We start from the raw sequence: 18,770 nt of genomic DNA, 5'->3' as shown, positions 1-18,770 counted from the left end.
TTAGCGCGCGCCGGCCTGCTTGAGCAGCGGCTCGAGCTGCTCCCAGCTGCCGGCTTCCACCTTCTTGCCGTTGATGAAGAAGCTCGGCGTCGAGTTGACGCCATAGACGGTGGCGCCGTCGGCATTGACCTTGGCGATCTCGTCGATCTTGGCCTTGTCGCTCAGGCACTGGCGCGCCTTGGCTTCGGGCACGCCGTTCTGCTTCATGAAGTCGATCATGCCGAGCTGCTCGGCAAAGGCGACCGCGGCCTGGGGCGGCGGCAGCTGCTGGAGCTGCTGGATCAGCGGCTGGTTGGTCTTGTAGAGCTGCTCGGTGCGGGTCAGGAACGCGTCCTGGTTCTCGAAGAACTTGTCGAGCACCGGGAAGAAGTTCTCGTCGGGCACGCACTGGTTGAGCAGCGCGGCGGCGAGATCGGGCGCGCCGTGGATCAGGAAGTCGCGGAATTCCCAGCTGACCTTGCCGGTCGAGATATAGTTGGCGCGCAGCGGCTCGGGCGCGGTGCGGCCGAACAGCCCGCAATAGGGGCAGTTGCGCGAGCCATATTCGACCAGCTTGATCGGCGCGTTCGGATTGCCCTGGAGATAGCCGCCGTCCTTGGTCTTGGTGATCATGTCGGTCCACGCCTTGCCGGCGGGCGGCGTCGTCGCAGCGACCGGGGTGGCGGAGGTGACCGCGCTGTTGCCCTTGTCGTCGCCGCCGCAGGCCGCGAGCGCGAGGAGCGGAGTCAGGGCCAGGGCCAATAGGGTACGCATAGCGAGTTCTTCTCCAGACTAATCCGAGGCGCCATTGGCCCATAGCTCGGGCAGCAGCCGCTCCCAGCTATAGGCGCTTACCTTGCGCGCATTGACGATGAAAGTGGGGGTGCTGTCCACCTTGTAGATGGTAACCGCGTCGGCATTGGTCTTGGCGATGCGGGCGATCAGCTTGGGATCGGCCAGGCACTGGCGCGCCTTCGCCTCGGGCAGGCCCTGCGTCTTCATGAAGGCGATCAGCCCCATCGCCTCGGCGAACCGGGTCGCCATCTGCGGCATGGGCAGCTTCTGCCAGGCATTCACCTGCGCCGGCTGGCTCTTCACCAGTGCCTCGAGCCTGTCCTCGAACTGGCGCTGGTTGGCGAACAGCGCGTCGAGCACCGGGAAGAAGCGCGCGGTCGGCACGCACTGGTTGAGCGCGGCCATCGCCAGGTCGGGCGGCCCGTGGATCAGATAGTCTCGGAACTCGTAGCTCACCTTGCCGGTGGCGACATAGTCGCGGCGCAGCGCCGGCACGCCCTCGGCGGCGAAGCGGCCGCAGGTGGGGCAGCCGCGCGAACCATATTCGACCAGCTTGACCGGCGCATCGGGATTGCCCTGGCGATAGCCGCCCTGCGGCGTGACGGTGACGGTCGACTCCCAGTTGGGCGCGGGCTTCGCCGCCTGCTGCGCCGAAGCGCCGCCGATCAGCGCCAGCGCCGCGGCGCCGGCAAGTGCAAACAGGGTGCGCATCAGTCTATCCGGCCGATCTTGGGCTTCTCGTCGCTTGCGGCGACGCCGGCGGCCAGTGCCTCGAGCACGGCCTTCAATTCAGGGTCGGCGATGCCGCGCAGGCTCTCGCCCATCGCTTCGCTCAGCGGCTTCAGGCTGGGCGGCGGCGCGGCCTTTTCGGGTGCCTTCACCTGGCCGTGGCGGATCGCCAGCTTGGCGACCGCGGCATAGCCGAAGAAGCGGTTCACCCGCTCGACGATCTCGGGGGCGATATGCTGCATCGTCGGGGCGTGCGCACCGCTGACGATCAGGTGGAGCACGCCCTGCTCGCGCTTGCCCTGGGGGAAGCGGATCGATTCGGGGATCGAGACGCGGGCATAGCGCGCGCCGACGATCTCGGCCCAGCGGCTGACGATCGAATGCTGGACGAAGCCGAACTTGCGGAAGCTGGCCCGGCCGACATCGGGGAGCAGCTCGGAAACTGCGCGGGGGCGCAGTGCGCGCTGCGGCTCGGGAGCCGGCTGGCGAGTGGTGGTACGCGGGGGCTTCGTCATTTCCGCCAACCCATGCCATAGGGCCCTGTGCCCGACAACGCCCCTCGCGCAATCGCCCCCCGTGCAATCGCAGCCGCGCTGCTCCGCTGGTATGACCGCAACGCCCGCGACTTGCCCTGGCGCGCGCGGCCGGGCGCCAATGCGCCCGATCCCTATCGCGTCTGGCTCTCCGAAGTGATGCTCCAGCAGACCCAGGTCGCCAGCGTCATCCCCTATTTCGGCAAGTTCACCCGGAGCTGGCCGAGCGTCGAGGCGCTCGCCGCCTCCGAGGATGCCGATCTGATGGCCGCCTGGGCGGGGCTCGGCTATTATGCGCGTGCCCGCAACCTGCTTGCCTGCGCCCGCGAAGTGGCGCGGCGCGGCGCGTTTCCGGACACCGAGGCGGGCCTGCGCGCGCTGCCCGGCGTCGGCGGCTATACCGCGGCGGCGATCGCCGCGATCGCCTTTGGCCGGCGTGCGGTGGTGGTCGACGCCAATGTCGAGCGCGTCGTCTCGCGGCTGTTCGCGGTGGAGGAGGCGCTGCCCGGCGCGAAGGCCCGGATCTATGCGCTGACCGATTCGATCACCCCCGATGCGCGCGCGGGCGATTTCGCCCAGGCGATGATGGATCTCGGCAGCGGCATCTGCACCGCGCGCTCCCCGAAGTGCCTGCTGTGTCCGTTGCGCGAGGATTGCGACGGCTTCGCCTCCGGCGCGCCCGAGCGCTTCCCCATCAAGGCCGCCAAGCCGCCCAAGCCGCAGCGCCACGGCACGATGTTCTGGCTCGAGCGCGGCGGCAAGGTGCTGCTCGTCCGCCGTCCGGACAAGGGGCTGCTCGGCGGGATGCGCGCACTGCCCACCGGCCCCTGGACCGATTCGCCGCCCGGCCTGGAAGGCGCGCCGGCGGCGGCCGAATGGCGCGTGCTGGATGAAACCGTCAGCCACGGATTCACCCATTTCAATCTCGACGTCGCTCTTGCAGCTGCAACAATCGCGGAGCATGCAGGCGCCGCCGTCGCGGGCGAATGGTGGCCGGTCGCCGATCTCGAATCGGCCGGATTGCCCACCGTCTTCGCCAAGGCGGCCAGGACATTCGGGAGAGTGCTATGCGCGGTCTGATCGGTTTCGGCTTTGGCCTGGCGGCGCTGGCGTCGCCCGCACTCGCGCAGACCGCTCCGCCGCCGCCCGCCACGCCCAACGTCTCCGCCGAGACGGCGCTCGCCAAACGCTATGTCGCCGAAGGCAAGGTGCCCGGCATCGTCATCGTCTCGGGCCGCGGTGATGGCACGGTGACCGTGGTCAGCGAAGGCCGCGTCTCCGAAGAGGCCAGCGCGCACAAGGCCGATATCGACAGCCTGTGGCGCGTCTATTCGATGACCAAGCCGATCACCGGTATCGCCGCGATGATCCTGGTCGAGGAAGGCAAGCTCAAGCTCGACCAGCCGATCAGCGACTTCATCCCGGCGTTCAAGGACATGAAGGTGCTGGTCGATCCGGCCAAGGACCTGACCACGCGCCCGGCGACGCGGCCGATCACGGTGCGCAACCTGCTCACCCACACTGCGGGCCTGGGCTACAACATCATCACCAAGGGCCCGCTGCTCGACGAGTATAACCGGCTCGGCATCAACCCGGCCCAGGTGAACGTCCAGCTCGAGGCGCAGATGGCGCCGCTCCGTCCGGACAGCCTCGAGGAATTCGCCAACCGCACCGCCTCGCTGCCGCTGATCGCCGAGCCCGGCGCGAAGTGGAGCTATTCGATCGGGCTCGATATCCTTGGCCGGGTGATCGAGGTCGCCGGCGGCATGCCCTTCGATCAGTTCGTCAACACGCGCATCTTCAAGCCGCTCGGGATGGACCAGAGCTACTGGACCGTGCCGGCGGACAAGGTCGGCAATTTCGCCAGCAACTATGTCTTCATGGGCGCCGCCCGCGTGCCCGCCGATCCGGCTGCCGGCTCGATCTATCTGAAGAAGCCCGAATTCCCCTATGGCGGCGCGGGCCTGGTCATGTCGGCGCGCGACTATGACCGGTTCCTCCACATGCTGCTGAACGGCGGCGAACTCGACGGCGCCCGCATCCTCAAGCCCGAAACCGTGGCGCTCGCCATGTCGAACCTGCTGCCGGCCGGCACCGACACGTCGCTCCTCAACGAGACTGCGAGGGATACCGGCGTGCAGATGGGCTTTGGCGCCGGCGGCTCGGTCTATCTCAACGACATGCCCGGCGGGCCGGGCAAGGGCACGTTCGGCTGGGGCGGCGCCGCCGGCACGATCGCCTGGGTCGATCCGGTCCACAAGGTGCGCGGCGTCGCGATGATCAACCTGTTCGGCGACACGCCGCTGAAGCGCGAAGTCTCCAAGGCGATCTACGCCGATATCTCGAAGTGATCGGCTTCACCGGCAACACGCTCGATCGCGCCGATCGCGTCCGCCACGAGCCGGCGCTGCTCGAGGCGGCACTGGCCGATCCGGGCGCGCGGCTGCTTCTGCTCGACGGGCTCGATCCGATCCTGGACGAGGAGGGCCGGCTGGGGTGGACCGATCTCGCCGAAGCGCGGGGCGAGCTGCTCTTCCTAGGCTATGAGGCGGGGGTGCCGCGCTTCGTCTCGGCCTGGCCCGAGGGCGAGCCGGTGCCGACTGGCCGCTCGCCGGCGATGTTCGCGATGCTCGATCGCTTCGCCGCGCCCGATGCCGCCAACTATGCCGCGGCGCGCAGCCTGGTCTTCTGGCACGGCCGCCACCGCTTCTGCGCCAATTGCGGTGCGCCCACCCGCGTCGCGCATGCCGGCTGGTCCCGCCACTGCCCGAATTGCGGCGCCGAGCATTTCCCCCGGGTCGAGCCGGTGGTGATCATGCTCGCCGAGCGCGGTGACCAGGTGCTGCTCGGGCGCCAGCCAAGCTGGCCGCAGGGCCGCTATTCGGCGCTGGCCGGCTTCCTCGAAATCGGCGAATCGATCGAGGAAGCGGTGCGCCGCGAGACCTGCGAGGAGTCGGGCATCCGCATCGGCGCGGTCCGCTACGTCGCCAGCCAGCCCTGGCCCTTCCCGTCGTCGCTGATGGTCGCCTGCATCGGCGAGGCGCTGAACGACGATATCCGGATCGATGCCAACGAGTTGGAGGATGCCCGCTGGTTCACCCGCGAGGAGGTGCAGCAGGCGCTCGCCCGCGATCCTGCCGCGCCTTTTCTCGGCCCGCCGCGCTACGCCATCGCGCACAGCCTGCTCACGGTCTGGGTGGAAGGCGCCTGAAGAAAGCTGTTCCCCGGCGAAAGCCGGGGGAACGCTCAGGCTTGCCCCTCAATCCTCTTCCACCGGCCGCGTCGCCCAGCTCGCCTGCAGCGTCGGCACGGCCAAATAGAGGACAAACAGCAGATAGTCGAAATAGGCGATCTGGGTGATCAGCGCCTCGCGGCTCCAATTGTCGAGCAGCGCGAGCGCGAGCAGCAGCCAGATGCCGCCAAAGGCCGCGAAGGTCACTGTCGCAAAGCCGTAGAGAAAGGCGCGCTGGCGCACCTGGCGGTCATATTCGTCGGCCAGCTTGCCGCCGCCCCAGGGCTTGATCGGCCCGAAGATCGGCAGGAACGCCGCGATCGCGAATCCCACCGAGATCGCCGCATAGCCGAGATACGCCCGGTCCGGCCGCACCAGGCCCCAGGTCCAGCCGCCGATCGCTATCGCCAGCGCAACGATCGGCAGCCAGCGCAGGTGCCGCCGGCGTATGTCCCGCCGGGCGAGGCGGGGCACGCCGGTATGCTCGGCCGCGGCGTCGAGGCTGGCGAAAAGGCGTTGGTTGAAACGGGACATGCGAAGCTCCGCGCTCACTCGGCCGCCCGGCGAAGTGCCGCCGCGACCGATTCGAAGGGGGTGAAGGAAAACAGCAGCTCGACGGGCGCACCGAACACCGCGGCGATCTTCATGCCCAGCTCCAGGCTGGGGCTGTAGTCGCCGCGCTCGAGATAGCCGATCGTCTGGGGGTTCACCCCCACCGCTTCGGCAAGTTCGCGCCGGCTCATCCCGCGTTCGGCGCGAAACAGGGCAATGCGATTGTGGATCTGCGGCAATTTGGCGACTCGAATGACGATATGTTGTCTATACACAACGATTCATCACGCGAGTCAAGCAGGCTCCGCCCATGCCGGAAAGCGCGTCCGGGCGTGTACTTCCTGTACTTTGCGGTGCGGCTATGCCCGCTCGCGCGCCTGCGGATAGGTGCCGAGCACGCGCATCCACTTGGTGTGGAACTTCAGCTCCTCGAGCGCGCGGGCGACCGGTGCCTCGGCAGGGCTGCCGACGATGTCCGCATAGAATTCGGTCGCCGCGAAGCTGCCGCCACGCTGGTAGCTCTCCAGCTTGGTCATGTTGACGCCGTTGGTCGCGAAGCCGCCCAGCGCCTTGTAGAGCGCGGCGGGGACGTTCTTCACTTCGAAGACGAGGGTGGTCATTGCCGGCCCGTCGATCTCGGCCGCAAGCGGCTCGCGCGCCAGGATCACGAAGCGGGTCATGTTGTGCTCGGCATCGGCGATGTCCTCGCCCAGCATCTTCAGGCCGTAGAGCTCCGCCGCGCCCGGCGGCGCCAGCGCGGCGACGCTGGCATCGCCATTCTCGGCCACCACCGCGGCGGCGCCGGCGGTGTCGGGATAGGCGAGCGGCTGGATGCCCTGCGCCTTCAGCCAGTGGCGGCACTGGCCCAACGCCTGGGGATGGCTCATCGCCTGGCGGACGCCTTCGACCGGGCCGATGCCCATCAGTCCGTAGCGGATCGGCAGGAAATGCTCGCCGATGATCGACAGCCCCGATTCGGGCAGCAGGAAATGGATGTCGGCGACGCGGCCGTGCAGCGAATTCTCGATCGGGATCATCGCGCAGCCGGCACGGCCTTCCTTCACCGCGTCGATCGCGTCCTCGAACGAAAAGCAGGGAAGCGGCAGGCCCTCGGCAAAGGCTTCGCGCACGGCGATGTGCGAGTTGGCGCCGGGGGCACCCTGGAAGGCAACGGCGCGAACGGGGGTGTTGGCGGCGGCCTCGGTCATTTCCGCGACGAGCTTGCGCGCCGGGCTTGCGAAGTTTTCCATAGCGCGCGCGGGCTAGCCGCCGGGCCCTTCCGCCGCAAGCCCCGCTTGCTTTCATTGCAATGGCGGTTTTAAAGAAGCGCAACTATTCCGCAGGGGCACTTCATGGACAATCGGTTCAATACGATCGCGGGCTGGGCACTTGCGGGCGGCATTGTCGCGCTTGGATTATCGATTGCCAGCGGCATGTATTTCCATGCAGAGCGCCCCGAGCATATGGGCTATGTCATCGAAGGCGTGGAGGAAGCCAGCGAAGGCGGGGCGGCGGTGGTTGCCCCGATCGCGGTGCGCCTGGCCAGTGCCGATCTCGGCAAGGGCGAAGCCTCGTTCAAGAAGTGCATGGCCTGCCACACGATCAATTCGGGCGGCGCCAACGGTATCGGCCCGAACCTCTATGCGACGATGGGCGAGGGCATTGCCGAGGGGAAGGGCGGCTTCGCCTTCTCCGACGCGCTGAAGGGCGTCGGCGGCAAGTGGGACTTCGACAAGATGGACGCGTGGCTGACCAACCCGCGCAAGTTCGCCGCCGGCACCAAGATGACCTTTGCCGGCATCCCGGACGCGCAGGAGCGCGCGAACGTCATTGCCTATCTCAATTCGCAGGGCTCGAACCTGCCGTTGCCGGCCGCGCCGGCTGCCGGCGCCGCGCCTGCCGAGGGCAATGCGACCGACGATCATGCCGCCGGCGGCAACCTCTCCAACGAGGCGACTCCGGCCGCGGGCATGCCTTCCAAGGATCCCGCCGCCAAGGAACAGGCCGAGAAGAAGGGCGTCTAGGCGCGGGTTCGCCGTGATCGGACGCGATCGAATGCAGCAGGCGCCGCGGGTGATTCCGCGGCGCTTTTGCGTCCCTTGCACCCCCGCCCGGCGCTAGGTCCCGATGCCCCAGGCGCATGTCCGCAAGCTGTCGGCCCGGCTCGTTGCGCGCCAGGTGTCCGAGCTGCTGCTCGCGCGCAGCCGGCGCGGGCTCGCGCTGGTGCCGCAGGAGCGGCTCGCCGGCTTCGTCTTCGAAGTCGTGCTCGGCGGCAGCATCGCGCATCATCCTTTCCGTGACGCGGATACGGACCGCTGGATCGGAGTGGAGGATGCCGGTGCGCTCGGCCGGCCGGTCAATGCCACTGCGATCGCCCATTCGATGCGCCTGCCGCACACCACGGTGCGCCGCCGTGCGGCCGAACTGGTCGCGGCGGGGCTGCTGGTTCGCGGACCCGCCGGCTTCAGCGTCGCGCCGGACTTCTTCCGGGGCGACGCGCTGTCGCGGCTCGCGGCGGAGGACGCCGCCGATCTCGTCCGCATGCTCCGCAACCTTGCCGATAGCGGCTATGCGCCTGCCGTCCGCTCGCTGGCGGTAGGCGTGGCCAGCTTGCCGCCCGGCGTTATCGAGCGGCTGATCCTCGCCTTCAGCCTGCGCACGCTCGAGACGCTCACTGCGCTCTATGGCGACGTCACCGCGGGCACGATCGCGGCGGCGATCACGGCTGCCAATGTCCGCCGCGTCACCGAGGACGCCCAGCTCGCGCGCCTCTATTCGAGCGAGGACATGCCGCCGCCCGATGCGGTGCGCGTGCCGATCTCGCTGCGCGCGCTGTCCCGCGCGATCGACTTGCCTTTCGAAACGATCCGCCGCCGCGTGCATGCGCTGATCGCGGCGGGCATCGTCGTGCGCGTGGGAGACGGCGTGATGGTGCCGGTCGCCGTGTTGCGCAGCGAACGCCATATCGAGAACAACCGGCGCATCGCTCTGCATTTCGAGCAGATGCTGCAGGCACTCGCCAATCTGAGTAGCGCCAAGCCGGTCTCCGACCCATTTTGGCAGGCTGGCTGATTGCTTCCGGTTCCGAAATGACCCTAGGAAGCCTCTGATAAATGGGGCGTATTGACCGGGGGGTCAGATGGAGCCTTCGCAACCGACGGGGCGAGGCACTGCGCAGGACGGGCTGAATGCCGGGGAATGGCGCGATTTCGCAGGCGCCGCGCCACAGGACGTGGTTGCGGCGCCTGCGGTCGTGCCCGCCCGCCGCCTTTCCGCCACCCGCCTCTACACCAATGCCCGGCCGGGCAGCCTGGCCCAGGAGCGCGACCGTGCCCGCGAGATCGTCGGCCTGGCTCGGGACACCGTCACCGAGACCTTTTCGGAAATCCGCTTCGGTCGGAAGATCCAGGCCGCAAACCTCGCGCCCGTGGTTTCCGCCATCGCCGCCTCGGTGGCGCGCAGCCCCACGGCTTTGCCCAGCGTCACCCGCTTCAAGCTGCACGACGAATATACCTATCTCCACTCGGTCGCGGTCTGCGGGCTGATGCTTGCGCTCGGCAACGAGCTGCGGCTGCCGCCCGAGCTCACGCAGGAGATCGGGCTGGCCGGGCTGCTCCACGATATCGGCAAGGCGCGGATCGACGCCGATCTGCTCAACAAGCCCGGCCCGCTCGACCTCACCGAATATGCCCAGGTCCAGGCGCATACGCTGCGCGGCTATGAGTTGTTGCGCGATTCGGGGATCGAGAGCGAGATCGCGCTCGATGTCTGCCTCCATCACCACGAGAAGGTCGACGGCACCGGCTATCCCTCGGGCATCTCGCAGGAGACGCTGAGCATCCATGCCCGCATGGCGGCGGTGTGCGACGTGTTCGACGCGGTCACCTCGAACCGGGCGTACAAGCGCAGCTGGTCGCCGGGCGCCGCGCTCGACTGGATGATGGGCACCACCGGCCATTTCGATCCGCGCGTGCTGCGTGCCTTTCGCACGCTGCTGGGGGTGTTCCCGGTCGGATCGCTGGTGCTGCTCGAAAGCCAGCGCCTCGGGGTGGTGATCGACGAGCCTGCCGAATCGCCGACCACGCCCGATGTTGCGGTGTTCCTCCACGCCGATACGCGGCGCGAACTCGAGCCGGTGCGCGTCTCCACTCGCTCGGACCCGATCGTCGGGCTCGAGATGGCGGGGAAATGGGGGCTGGCCGATTTCGAGCCGCGCCGCGCCGCACTGCTGGACGCCTTCGCCCCGGAATAGCTAGGGGAGGGCCATGGCCTCGCTCCCCGATCCCGAACTCGCCATCCGCCTGCGCCGCGCGGCGTTCAACCGCGCGCTGGCCGAGGCGGACCTCGCCGCGATCGGCCCGATCCTCGCGCAGGACGCGGTGCTGGTCGCCGGCACCGATTCGGCGCTGATCGTCGGCCGCAAGGCGCAATTGCTCGCCTGGAAGCGCGAATTCGCCGCGCGCGACCGCAGCATCTACACGCGCACGCCCGAGGCGATCCAGGCCTCGCCGGTCGCGCCGATCGCCTTCGAGCACGGCGCCTGGCAAGGCGTGTCGGCGGCCGGCGGGGCGGTGCAGGCGTCAGGCAGCTACACCGCCAAATGGCGGCTGATCGGCGGCGAATGGGTGATCGAGGCGGAGCTCTACCTCACGCTGGCCTGAGTGCTCAGCCCTGCTTGAGTACCGTCTCGGGCTTGTCGATGCCCGGGCGCGGCCGCGCGATCACGGTGTGGTCCTTGTCCTTCCAGAAATCCTGGACGATTTCCCAGCCCTCTTCGGCGGTCTCGCAGAAGTGGAACAGCTTCAGGTCCTTGGGCGAGATCACGCCTTCCTCGACCAGCGCCTCGAAATTGACGACGCGGTTCCAGAAATCCTTGCCGTAGAACAGCACCGGGATCGGCTCGATCTTGCCGGTCTGGATCAGCGTGAGCAGCTCGAACGATTCGTCGAACGTGCCGAAGCCGCCCGGGAACACCGCCACCGCGCGCGCATGGAGCAGGAAGTGCATCTTGCGGAGCGCGAAATAGTGGAACTGCATGCTGAGCCCGGGGGTCACGTACGGGTTCGGCGCCTGCTCGTGCGGCAGCAGGATGTTGAGGCCGATCGTATCGGCGCCGACGTCGCGCGCGCCGCGGTTCGCGGCTTCCATGATCGAGGGGCCCCCGCCCGAGGTCACCACGAAGTGGCGGTTGCCGGCCTCGTCGAGCGGGAAGTTCGAGGCAAGGTGCGCCAGCTCGCGGGCGACGTCGTAATATTTCGACTTCTCGACCAGCCGCTCGGCGATCTTCTTCTGCTGCTCGGTCTCGGCCAGCTCGAGCAGCGCCCCGGCCTTTTCCGGCTCGGGAATGCGCGCCGATCCATAGATCACGAAGGTCGACTTGATGTGCGCCTCGTCGAGCAGCAGCTGCGGCTTGAGCAGCTCGAGCTGGAAGCGCACCGGCCGCAGGTCGTCGCGCAGCAGGAAGTCCATGTCCTGGAAGGCGAGCCGGTAGGCGGGGTGTTCGGTCTGCGGCGTGCCGCTGTGCGTGTTGGCGTTCTCGACTTCCTGCTGGGCAGGGCGGAAGACGCGGCTCGGAACTCTCGTATCGCTCATTTAGACCGGCTTAGGCCCATCTGCACCGCCCTGCAATCAGCGACAAAATGGGCCGCGTCCCATGTCGAGGTGGAGATGGTTGTAGTGCGCCGCATTGTAATCGGGGCTCAGTACCGTGGCGAAGCGCCGGCACGCCGAATTGTGGATCGTGTCGAGGAACGCGCGGACCTGGCTGTCGCCACCGCGCCAGTCGCGCTCGATCGTCACCCGGCGCCCGTCGGCGAGCACGAAGCCCGATACGTCGACGGCGTTGGCCAGTCCATGCTCGGACATGCGCTGCGCCGAAGCGGCGCCATTGCCGATGATCCCGCGGCACGAATAGGTGCCATAGGTCTCGACCTTCACCAGGTCGCTGCCCAGCATCTGCCGCGCCGCCGGCGCCACTGCGAAACGCACCCAGGCGATGAAGCTGCGCGCCAGCCCGCACTTCATCGACTTCAATCCGGTCACCGGCACGCCGATGTCGATCAGCTGCACCGCGCCGGTCACCACGCAGCCGCTGCCGAAATCGCGGTCGGGCAGGGGCGAATAGCGCACGTGCTCGCGCGAAAGGTCGGCAAAGCATTGCTGCGTCTCGCGCGGGGTCGGCAGGTTGAGCGTGACCGGCCCGCCCGAACGCGCGCGAATCGGCTGCGGCGCCGGACGATCCTCGCCGCCGCCGAACATGCAGCCGGCCAGAAGCAGGGAGGGGAGCAGGGCAAGTGCAGCAGCGCGCATGGCCGGCATGCATAGCGCGTCAGGAGCGAACCCCGCTACCGCCTTCCTATTCGAACACCGCCTGATGCGCCTCGGCATCGTTCGCATCGTGCTGGATTTGTGAAAGCCGGGCGACCAGCTGGAGCAGCAATATGCCCGCGAGCAGATCCACCGGCGTGCAGATCGCGTCCAGCCATTCGGCGAGCAGGATCTGGTCGAGCGTATTGGCGCGCAGGCTGATGCGGAACGAGGCGTTGTTGAGGATCGTGGAGACGATCCAGCTGATCCACCACAAAGTGATCCAGCCGGGCAGCGGCGCCTCATAGGGGTCGCTCGGCGAAAGGCTCGCGCGCCAAGTCTGGCGGATGCCTTCGAACGGCTTCCACAGATTGGCGAACGGGATGAAGAAGAAGCCGATATTCCATCCCGGCGTCATCGTCATTCCGTGCGACAGCGTGTGGGCATTCTTGTTCACCCGGTAGATCCAGCGGGCGACCAGGACGATCGTGACCAGGTTCACCAGCAACATGGGAATCGCGACTGCCCGGCTGACCTGGTCGACTATTTCCAGGTCCTGGACCGTTGCCCCGCCCTGTTGATAGCGGCCAATCTCGACGATGCTGAAGGCGGCGGACAGGCCGTAACAGACCGACACCAGCAGCCAGGCCATCAGCGCGATCCGAACCACCCGCGCCAGAGCGAGCGGGTCCTTGAATTCATAATCCATGCTTTTCCCCCTGCTGGCATCTTGAGGCTGCGGGCAGCCGCTGTCCACGCACTTTCCGGAATTGACATTGCCGGGTTCGCCGCTAGGGCCGTCGACGGGCCACGCGGTCCCAACGCCGCGCGAGCTCTCTGCAAGGAGAGTCTATATGACTGAGAATACCGTTACCGACGCCGCCATTGTGTCCATCGCCAAGCCCGCCACCAAGCCGGCTCGCCCCTATTTCTCCTCCGGTCCCTGCGCCAAGCCCCCGGGCTGGTCGCCCGAGAAGCTCGCCACCGAGTCGCTCGGCCGCTCGCATCGCTCGAAGCTCGGCAAGACCCGCCTCCAATATTGCATCGACCTGATGCGCGAGGCGCTGCGCCTCCCCGACACCCACCGCATCGGCATCGTGCCGGGCTCGGACACCGGCGCCTTCGAAATGGCGATGTGGACGATGCTCGGCGCCCGCGGCGTCACCACGCTCGCCTGGGAAAGCTTCGGTGAAGGTTGGGTCACCGACGCGGTCAAGCAATTGAAGCTGGAGCCGAACGTCGTCCGCGCCGAGTACGGCCAGCTTCCCGATCTCGATTCGCTCGACTGGTCGACCGACGTGCTGTTCACCTGGAACGGCACCACCTCGGGCGTGCGCGTGCCCGACGGCGAATGGATTCCCGCCGATCGCGAGGGCCTGAGCTTCGCCGACGCCACCTCGGCGGTGTTCGCCTACGACCTGCCCTGGGACAAGATCGACGTCGCCACCTTCTCCTGGCAGAAGGTGCTGGGCGGCGAGGGCGCGCACGGCGTGCTGATCCTCGGCCCGCGCGCCGTCGAGCGCCTCACCGAATATACCCCGGCCTGGCCGCTCCCCAAGGTGTTCCGCCTCGTCTCCAAGGGCGCGCTCGCCGAGGGCGTGTTCAAGGGCGAGACGATCAACACCCCCTCGATGCTCGCCGTCGAGGACGCGATCTTCGCGCTCGAATGGGCCAAGGGCCTGGGCGGGCTCGACGGGCTGATCGCCCGCGCGACCGCCAATGCCGATGCGCTCAACAAGATCGTCGCCGAGCGCGACTGGCTGGGCCATCTCGCCGAGCTGCACGGCATCCGCTCGAAGACCAGCGTCTGCCTCACCGTCGCCGGCGCCGACGAAGCCTTCATCAAGAAGATGGCCTCGCTGCTCGAGAAGGAAGGCGCGGCGTACGACGTCGCCGGCTATCGCGACGCCCCGCCGGGCCTGCGCATCTGGTGCGGCGCCACCGTCGACACCGCCGATATCGAGGCGCTCGGCCCGTGGCTCGACTGGGCCTATGCCGAAGCCAAGGCCGCTTAATTCGAACGTCATTCCCGCGAAGGCGGGAATCCATTCACGCAGGTCGTCGAAAGAGCCGCCACATCAGCGACAATGGATCCCCGCTGTCGCGGGGATGACGACCAAAAGCATCAGGAACATATCCCATGCCCAAGGTACTGATTTCCGACAAGATGGACCCCAAGGCCGCCGAGATCTTCCGCGCGCGCGGCGTCGAGGTCGACGAGATCACCGGCAAGACCCCCGAAGAGCTCAAGGCGATCATCGGCCAGTATGACGGCCTCGCGATCCGCTCGTCGACCAAGGCGACCAAGGAAATCCTCGAAGCCGCGACCAACCTGAAGGTCATCGGCCGCGCCGGCATCGGCGTCGACAATGTCGATATCCCCGCCGCCTCGGCCGCCGGCATCGTCGTGATGAACACGCCCTTCGGCAACTCGATCACCACTGCCGAGCATGCCATCGCGCTGATGTTCGCGCTCGCCCGCCAGCTGCCCGAGGCCGATGCCTCCACCCAAGCCGGCAAGTGGGAGAAGAACCGCTTCATGGGCGTCGAGCTCACCGGCAAGACGCTCGGCCTGATCGGCGCCGGCAATATCGGCTCGATCGTCGCCGATCGCGCCCAGGGCCTCAAGATGAAGGTCGTCGCCTTCGATCCGTTCCTCACGCCCGAGCGCGCGATCGAAATGGGCGTCGAGAAGGTCAATCTCGACGACCTGCTGCTGCGCGCCGACTTCATCACGCTGCACACGCCGCTCACTGACCAGACCCGCAACATCCTCTCGGCCGAGAACCTCGCCAAGACCAAGCGCGGCGTGCGCATCATCAACTGCGCGCGCGGTGGCCTGATCGACGAGGCGGCGCTCAAGCAAGGGCTGGAATCGGGCCATATCGCCGGTGCCGCGCTCGACGTGTTTGCGGTCGAGCCTGCCAAGGAGCATCCGCTGTTCGGCACGCCGAACTTCGTCTCGACGCCGCACCTCGGCGCCTCGACCACCGAAGCGCAGGTCAATGTCGCGATCCAGGTCGCCGAGCAGATGGCCGATTTCCTCGTCTCGGGCGGCGTCACCAACGCGCTCAACATGCCGAGCCTCTCGGCCGAGGAAGCCCCGCGCCTCAAGCCGTACATGGCGCTCGCCGAGAAGCTCGGCTCGCTGGTCGGCCAGCTTGCGCATGGCGAGCTCAAGAACATCGCGATCGAGAGCGAAGGCGCCGCCGCCGAATTGAACCAGAAGCCGATCGTCGGCGCGGTGCTCGCCGGGCTGATGCGCGTCCATTCGGATACGGTGAACATGGTCAATGCGCCGTTCCTCGCCAAGGAGCGCGGGCTCGACGTCCGTGAGGTCCGGCACGACCGCGAAGGCGATTACCACACGCTGGTCCGCGTCACCGTCGGCACCGCGCAGGGCGATCGCTCGGTCGCGGGCACGCTGTTCGGCAATTCGGCGCCGCGCTTGGTCGAGCTGTTCGGCATCAAGGTCGAGGCCGATCTCGCCGGCCACATGCTCTACATCGTCAACGAGGATGCGCCGGGCTTCATCGGTCGCCTCGGCACCACGCTGGGCGAGGCAGGCGTCAACATCGGCACCTTCCACCTCGGCCGCCGCGAGGCGGGCGGCGAGGCGGTGCTGCTGCTCTCGGTCGACGACAAGGTCGGCGAGGAACTCCTCGCCAAGGTCCGCGCGCTCCCGGGCGTGAAGACCGCGATGGCGCTGACGTTCTGACGACACGATTCCCGTCATCCCGGCGAAAGCCGGGATCTCAGGCGATGGCGCCATGCCTGCCGCACGAGATCCCGACTTCCGTCGGGATGACGGAATGTTCTAGGGGGAGCGCATGAGCGGCTTACTTCCCGAAGGCTTCCACGATCGCCTCCCTCCCGCGGCCGACGCGGCCACCCGGCTCGAATCGCGCGTGCTCGGCGTTGCGCGCGCCTATGGCTATGAGCAGGTCGATCCGCCGCTCGCCGAGTTCGCCGACGAGCTGAGCGCGCGCCTCAAGGCGGGCGGGCTGCGCGACGCGGTGCGCTTCGTCGATCCGGTGTCGCAGCGCACGCTGGCGGTTCGCCCCGATCTCACCGCGCAGGTCGGCCGCATCGCCGCCACCCGCATGGCGCACCATCCGCGCCCGGTGCGCCTCTCCTATGCCGGGCCGGTGATGAAGCTTTCCGCCTCGGAGCTCGATCCGCTGCGCGCCACGCGCCAGATCGGCGCCGAGCTGATCGGCCTCGATACCGTCGCCGCCGCCACCGAAGTGGTGCGCGTCGCGATCGAGGCGCTGCAGGCGGGCGGGGTCGAGGGCATCGCCGTCGATTTCACGCTGCCCGATCTGGTCGATTGCCTGGCAGGCGACAGCCTGACCCCGGCCCAGCTCGAAACGCTGCGCGAGCGACTCGACGCCAAGGACGCCGCCGGGGTCGCCGCTATCGATCCGCGGTACCTGCCGCTGATCGAGGCCGCCGGGCCGTTCGATGCGGCGATCGAGCGGCTGCGCGCGATCGATGCCGGCAAGGCGCTGGCGACGCGACTCGATGGCCTGGCCGAAATCGCGGCGAGCATCCGCGGCCAGGCGGCGCTCACCCTCGATCCCACCGAGCGCCACGGCTTCGAATATCAGAGCTGGCTCGGCTTCTCGCTGTTCGCGAAGGGGGTTCGCGCCGAGATCGGCCGCGGCGGCACCTACACCATCCTGCACGGCAATGGCCGCGAGGAAACCGCGGTCGGCTTCTCGCTCTATGCCGATCCGATCCTCGATGCCGGTATCGGTGCCGACGCGCGCCGCCGGCTGTTCCTGCCCTTCGGCACGCCGCCCGGCATCGGCGCGGGGCTGCGCGCCGAAGGCTGGGTCACCGTCGCGGCGCTGGAGGAAGACGACACGCCGGAGGCGCAGCTTTGCACGCATGTGCTGCGCGACGGGGCGCCGCAGCAAATCTAGGGGTCAAAAGGCTTCTCTGCCGGCTCGCTTGCGGCGTTGGGGCCCGGCTTTCGCCGGGGAACAGTTACTCTTGCAATGTAGGATTTCGCCTGCTGGGCTCGCGCAGCCGGGTTCTGCCCGGCCGCTCTTTCAAACTGTAGGAAATATAGGACGCGTCTCGCGCAACAATGCTGCGAGATGCGCCGCGTTTCCCGGAACTGTGTCAACGCAAGCGCGCCGGAAACCCGTTCCTGGCATGTACTTCGTGTCCTTTGCCGAGTCGCCCGCCGCGGCGCTGTAGGATCAGCGTGCGAGCAGCGCCGCTCCACGCCCGTCGAGGAATGCCGGCACCGCCGCGACCACCGGGTCGCGGAAGCGCGCATCGTCGGCGAGCTGCTCGGGGAACACCTGGCGCAGCGCCAGCACCGCAGCTGCCGGATCGCTGCTCGAAGCGGCGCCCGCCAGCACCGCCGCCAGCGGATCGGTGATCGTCTCGCCGGCGCTGGCCTTGCGGGCGAGAAAGGCGATCCATGCCGCCACCGGCACCGCGAGCCGCGCGACGTCCTGCCCTCCCGCCAGCCGGTCGCGGACGGTGTCGAGCAGGCGATAGGGCAGCTTCTGCGAGCCGTCCCAGGCGATCTGGCTGAGCAGGTGGCGGATCGCCGGGTTGCGGAACCGGTCGAACACCGCATCGGCATAGCCCTGCACGTCGAGCCCCTCGACCGGCTTGAGCGACTGCGCGATGTCCTCGTGCATCAGCCGGCTGGCGAAGCCGCCCAGCGCCGGGTCGCTCACTGCCTCGAACACCGTCTCGTGGCCGAGCGCCAGGCCGATATAGGCCAGGCTCGAATGCGCGCCGTTGAGGATGCGCAGCTTGGCCTGCTCATAGCCCTGGACGTCGTTGGTCAGCGTCACGCCGGCGGCGGCGAGGTCGGGCCCGTCGGCCAGCTCGAAGCGCTGGAGCACCCACTGGGTGAAGCGCTCGCGCTGCACCGCCGCCTGATCCTCGACGCCCAGCTCGGCGGCGACCTTGGCGAGGAAGGCCGGATCGCTCGCCGGGGTGATCGAATCGACCATCGAATCGGGGAAGGCGACTTCGCCCGCGATCCAGTCGGCGAGGCCCGCATCCCATTCGCCGGCGAGCGCGACGCAGGCGGCGCGGAGCTTGCCGCCATTGCCGGTCATGTTGTCGCAGCAGAGCATGGCGAAGGGCGGCGCGCCGGCGGCACGGCGATCGGCCAGGCCCGAGACGATCCAGCCGATCACGCTCACCGGCTCGGCGGGGCGGGCGCGGTCATGGACGATGTCCGGGTGGTGGAAGTCGAGGCTGCCGTCCGCGGCCAGGCAATAGCCCTTCTCGGTCACCGTGCTGGTGGCGAGCTTGACCCTGGGGTCGGCGAGCAGCGTCTTGAGCCGGGCGCCTTCGCCCGGGCCGATCGCGTCCGAATGCGCGGCGATGATGCGGGTGGCCGGCTCGCGGTCGATCACCGCCAGCGTGTAGAGCCCGTCCTGCGCCTTGAGCGCGTCGACGGTGCCTGCGCTGCGCAGCGAGACCGCGGCGATGCCCCAGCGCGGATCGCTGTCGAGCACCCGGTCGAAAGTGGCGGCCTGGTGCGCGCGGTGAAAGGCGCCGGGGCCGAAATGGACCACGCCGGTGGCGATCGCGGCGGGATCATGCCCCGGCCGGGCGATGGCGGCGGGGAGCGAGGCGAGCGCGGCGCGCGAAAGGCTGGTCAT

General features: G+C 68.3%; 20 protein-coding genes. 10 read left to right on the top strand and 10 right to left on the bottom strand.

The features are described 5' to 3' along the window. From P6144_RS06845 to P6144_RS06835, 3 genes are read right to left on the bottom strand one after another with little or no spacing between them, the layout of a single operon-like run. Nucleotides 1-753, bottom strand: coding sequence for a thioredoxin domain-containing protein (locus P6144_RS06845; RefSeq protein WP_277766989.1), 753 nt, complete (start codon nt 751-753; stop codon nt 1-3). Nucleotides 754-771: 18 nt separating this feature from the next. Beyond that, entirely contained in the window at nt 772-1,485 is a 714-nt protein-coding gene (locus P6144_RS06840) for a thioredoxin domain-containing protein (protein WP_277766988.1), read from the bottom strand. Further along, nucleotides 1,485-2,018 (bottom strand): DciA family protein, encoded by a 534-nt coding sequence (locus P6144_RS06835; protein ID WP_277766987.1) that lies wholly within the window; start codon nt 2,016-2,018, stop codon nt 1,485-1,487. Before P6144_RS06835 ends, P6144_RS06840 begins: the two co-directional genes overlap by 1 nt. A 27-nt stretch (nt 2,019-2,045) precedes the next feature. On the opposite strand from P6144_RS06835, the gene P6144_RS06830 reads away from it, so the two are divergent. Genes P6144_RS06830 through nudC form a run of 3 tightly spaced genes read left to right on the top strand, consistent with a single transcriptional unit; the run spans nt 2,046 to nt 5,247 of the window. Beyond that, complete coding sequence (locus P6144_RS06830) at nt 2,046-3,116, top strand: A/G-specific adenine glycosylase (RefSeq protein WP_277766986.1); 1,071 nt, start codon at nt 2,046-2,048, stop codon at nt 3,114-3,116. Continuing rightward, nucleotides 3,104-4,387, top strand: a complete 1,284-nt coding sequence (locus tag P6144_RS06825; protein WP_277766985.1) for a serine hydrolase domain-containing protein — start codon at nt 3,104-3,106, stop codon at nt 4,385-4,387. The genes P6144_RS06830 and P6144_RS06825 overlap by 13 nt, the downstream gene beginning before the upstream one ends. Next, nucleotides 4,384-5,247 carry an NAD(+) diphosphatase gene (gene nudC, locus P6144_RS06820; RefSeq protein ID WP_277766984.1) on the top strand — a complete coding sequence of 288 codons (864 nt, stop codon included), beginning with the start codon at nt 4,384-4,386 and terminating at the stop codon, nt 5,245-5,247. The genes P6144_RS06825 and nudC overlap by 4 nt, the downstream gene beginning before the upstream one ends. Before the next feature lie 48 nt (nt 5,248-5,295). On the opposite strand, the gene P6144_RS06815 is transcribed toward nudC, so the two are convergent. From P6144_RS06815 to P6144_RS06805, 3 genes are all read right to left on the bottom strand, one after another. Then, nucleotides 5,296-5,802, bottom strand: a complete 507-nt coding sequence (locus tag P6144_RS06815; RefSeq protein ID WP_277766983.1) for a hypothetical protein — start codon at nt 5,800-5,802, stop codon at nt 5,296-5,298. Between the two features lie 14 nt (nt 5,803-5,816). Beyond that, on the bottom strand, nt 5,817-6,095 hold the full coding sequence (locus tag P6144_RS06810) for a helix-turn-helix transcriptional regulator (protein ID WP_277766982.1): 279 nt from the start codon (nt 6,093-6,095) through the stop codon (nt 5,817-5,819). Nucleotides 6,096-6,179: 84 nt separating this feature from the next. Next, on the bottom strand, nt 6,180-7,070 hold the full coding sequence (locus tag P6144_RS06805) for a prephenate dehydratase (protein WP_277766981.1): 891 nt from the start codon (nt 7,068-7,070) through the stop codon (nt 6,180-6,182). A gap of 102 nt (nt 7,071-7,172) precedes the next feature. Between P6144_RS06805 and P6144_RS06800 the strand changes: the two genes are divergently transcribed. From P6144_RS06800 to P6144_RS06785, 4 genes are all read left to right on the top strand, one after another. Beyond that, a complete protein-coding gene (locus tag P6144_RS06800; protein WP_277766980.1) occupies nt 7,173-7,844 on the top strand; it encodes a cytochrome c family protein in 672 nt (223 codons plus the stop codon). Nucleotides 7,845-7,947: 103 nt separating this feature from the next. Then, nucleotides 7,948-8,892 carry a hypothetical protein gene (locus P6144_RS06795; RefSeq protein WP_277766979.1) on the top strand — a complete coding sequence of 315 codons (945 nt, stop codon included), beginning with the start codon at nt 7,948-7,950 and terminating at the stop codon, nt 8,890-8,892. Between the two features lie 67 nt (nt 8,893-8,959). Next, nucleotides 8,960-10,072, top strand: a complete 1,113-nt coding sequence (locus tag P6144_RS06790) for an HD-GYP domain-containing protein (protein WP_277766978.1) — start codon at nt 8,960-8,962, stop codon at nt 10,070-10,072. Nucleotides 10,073-10,085: 13 nt separating this feature from the next. Continuing rightward, a complete protein-coding gene (locus tag P6144_RS06785) occupies nt 10,086-10,481 on the top strand; it encodes a nuclear transport factor 2 family protein (RefSeq protein ID WP_277766977.1) in 396 nt (131 codons plus the stop codon). A gap of 4 nt (nt 10,482-10,485) precedes the next feature. Here P6144_RS06785 and P6144_RS06780 read toward each other — a convergent pair whose 3' ends face one another. From P6144_RS06780 to P6144_RS06770, 3 genes are read right to left on the bottom strand one after another with little or no spacing between them, the layout of a single operon-like run. Further along, entirely contained in the window at nt 10,486-11,412 is a 927-nt protein-coding gene (locus P6144_RS06780) for an LOG family protein (RefSeq protein WP_277766976.1), read from the bottom strand. A 36-nt stretch (nt 11,413-11,448) separates the two neighbouring features. Beyond that, a complete protein-coding gene (locus tag P6144_RS06775; protein ID WP_277766975.1) occupies nt 11,449-12,138 on the bottom strand; it encodes an extensin family protein in 690 nt (229 codons plus the stop codon). Between the two features lie 37 nt (nt 12,139-12,175). Continuing rightward, a complete protein-coding gene (locus P6144_RS06770; protein ID WP_277766974.1) occupies nt 12,176-12,835 on the bottom strand; it encodes a DUF4328 domain-containing protein in 660 nt (219 codons plus the stop codon). A 145-nt stretch (nt 12,836-12,980) separates the two neighbouring features. Between P6144_RS06770 and P6144_RS06765 the strand changes: the two genes are divergently transcribed. The 3 genes from P6144_RS06765 to P6144_RS06755 all read left to right on the top strand — a co-directional run bounded on the left by P6144_RS06765 (nt 12,981) and on the right by P6144_RS06755 (nt 17,054). Continuing rightward, nucleotides 12,981-14,141 (top strand): phosphoserine transaminase, encoded by a 1,161-nt coding sequence (locus tag P6144_RS06765; protein WP_277766973.1) that lies wholly within the window; start codon nt 12,981-12,983, stop codon nt 14,139-14,141. Between the two features lie 125 nt (nt 14,142-14,266). Then, complete coding sequence (gene serA / locus P6144_RS06760; protein ID WP_277766972.1) at nt 14,267-15,844, top strand: phosphoglycerate dehydrogenase; 1,578 nt, start codon at nt 14,267-14,269, stop codon at nt 15,842-15,844. Nucleotides 15,845-15,956: 112 nt separating this feature from the next. Further along, nucleotides 15,957-17,054, top strand: a complete 1,098-nt coding sequence (locus tag P6144_RS06755) for an ATP phosphoribosyltransferase regulatory subunit (protein WP_277766971.1) — start codon at nt 15,957-15,959, stop codon at nt 17,052-17,054. Between the two features lie 282 nt (nt 17,055-17,336). Here P6144_RS06755 and P6144_RS06750 read toward each other — a convergent pair whose 3' ends face one another. Beyond that, entirely contained in the window at nt 17,337-18,770 is a 1,434-nt protein-coding gene (locus P6144_RS06750; protein ID WP_277766970.1) for a mannitol dehydrogenase family protein, read from the bottom strand.

The organism is Sphingomonas sp. HITSZ_GF (genome assembly GCF_029543155.1).
Taxonomy (GTDB): domain Bacteria; phylum Pseudomonadota; class Alphaproteobacteria; order Sphingomonadales; family Sphingomonadaceae; genus Sphingomonas.
Note: the sequence above shows the minus strand (reverse complement) of the source record. Positions and strands in the feature narration are given on the sequence as shown.

Excerpts from the sequence above, each read along its gene's own strand:
- P6144_RS06845 (WP_277766989.1), bottom strand. The coding sequence starts at position 753 with ATGCGTACCCTATTGGCCCTGGCCCTGACTCCGCTCCTCGCGCTCGCG.
- P6144_RS06840 (WP_277766988.1), bottom strand. The coding sequence starts at position 1,485 with ATGCGCACCCTGTTTGCACTTGCCGGCGCCGCGGCGCTGGCGCTGATC.
- P6144_RS06835 (WP_277766987.1), bottom strand. The coding sequence starts at position 2,018 with ATGACGAAGCCCCCGCGTACCACCACTCGCCAGCCGGCTCCCGAGCCG.
- P6144_RS06825 (WP_277766985.1), top strand. The coding sequence starts at position 3,104 with ATGCGCGGTCTGATCGGTTTCGGCTTTGGCCTGGCGGCGCTGGCGTCG.
- P6144_RS06815 (WP_277766983.1), bottom strand. The coding sequence starts at position 5,802 with ATGTCCCGTTTCAACCAACGCCTTTTCGCCAGCCTCGACGCCGCGGCC.
- P6144_RS06805 (WP_277766981.1), bottom strand. The coding sequence starts at position 7,070 with ATGGAAAACTTCGCAAGCCCGGCGCGCAAGCTCGTCGCGGAAATGACC.
- P6144_RS06800 (WP_277766980.1), top strand. The coding sequence starts at position 7,173 with ATGGACAATCGGTTCAATACGATCGCGGGCTGGGCACTTGCGGGCGGC.
- P6144_RS06795 (WP_277766979.1), top strand. The coding sequence starts at position 7,948 with ATGCCCCAGGCGCATGTCCGCAAGCTGTCGGCCCGGCTCGTTGCGCGC.
- P6144_RS06790 (WP_277766978.1), top strand. The coding sequence starts at position 8,960 with ATGGAGCCTTCGCAACCGACGGGGCGAGGCACTGCGCAGGACGGGCTG.
- P6144_RS06785 (WP_277766977.1), top strand. The coding sequence starts at position 10,086 with ATGGCCTCGCTCCCCGATCCCGAACTCGCCATCCGCCTGCGCCGCGCG.
- P6144_RS06780 (WP_277766976.1), bottom strand. The coding sequence starts at position 11,412 with ATGAGCGATACGAGAGTTCCGAGCCGCGTCTTCCGCCCTGCCCAGCAG.
- P6144_RS06775 (WP_277766975.1), bottom strand. The coding sequence starts at position 12,138 with ATGCCGGCCATGCGCGCTGCTGCACTTGCCCTGCTCCCCTCCCTGCTT.
- P6144_RS06770 (WP_277766974.1), bottom strand. The coding sequence starts at position 12,835 with ATGGATTATGAATTCAAGGACCCGCTCGCTCTGGCGCGGGTGGTTCGG.
- P6144_RS06765 (WP_277766973.1), top strand. The coding sequence starts at position 12,981 with ATGACTGAGAATACCGTTACCGACGCCGCCATTGTGTCCATCGCCAAG.
- serA (WP_277766972.1), top strand. The coding sequence starts at position 14,267 with ATGCCCAAGGTACTGATTTCCGACAAGATGGACCCCAAGGCCGCCGAG.
- P6144_RS06755 (WP_277766971.1), top strand. The coding sequence starts at position 15,957 with ATGAGCGGCTTACTTCCCGAAGGCTTCCACGATCGCCTCCCTCCCGCG.
- P6144_RS06750 (WP_277766970.1), bottom strand. The coding sequence starts at position 18,770 with ATGACCAGCCTTTCGCGCGCCGCGCTCGCCTCGCTCCCCGCCGCCATC.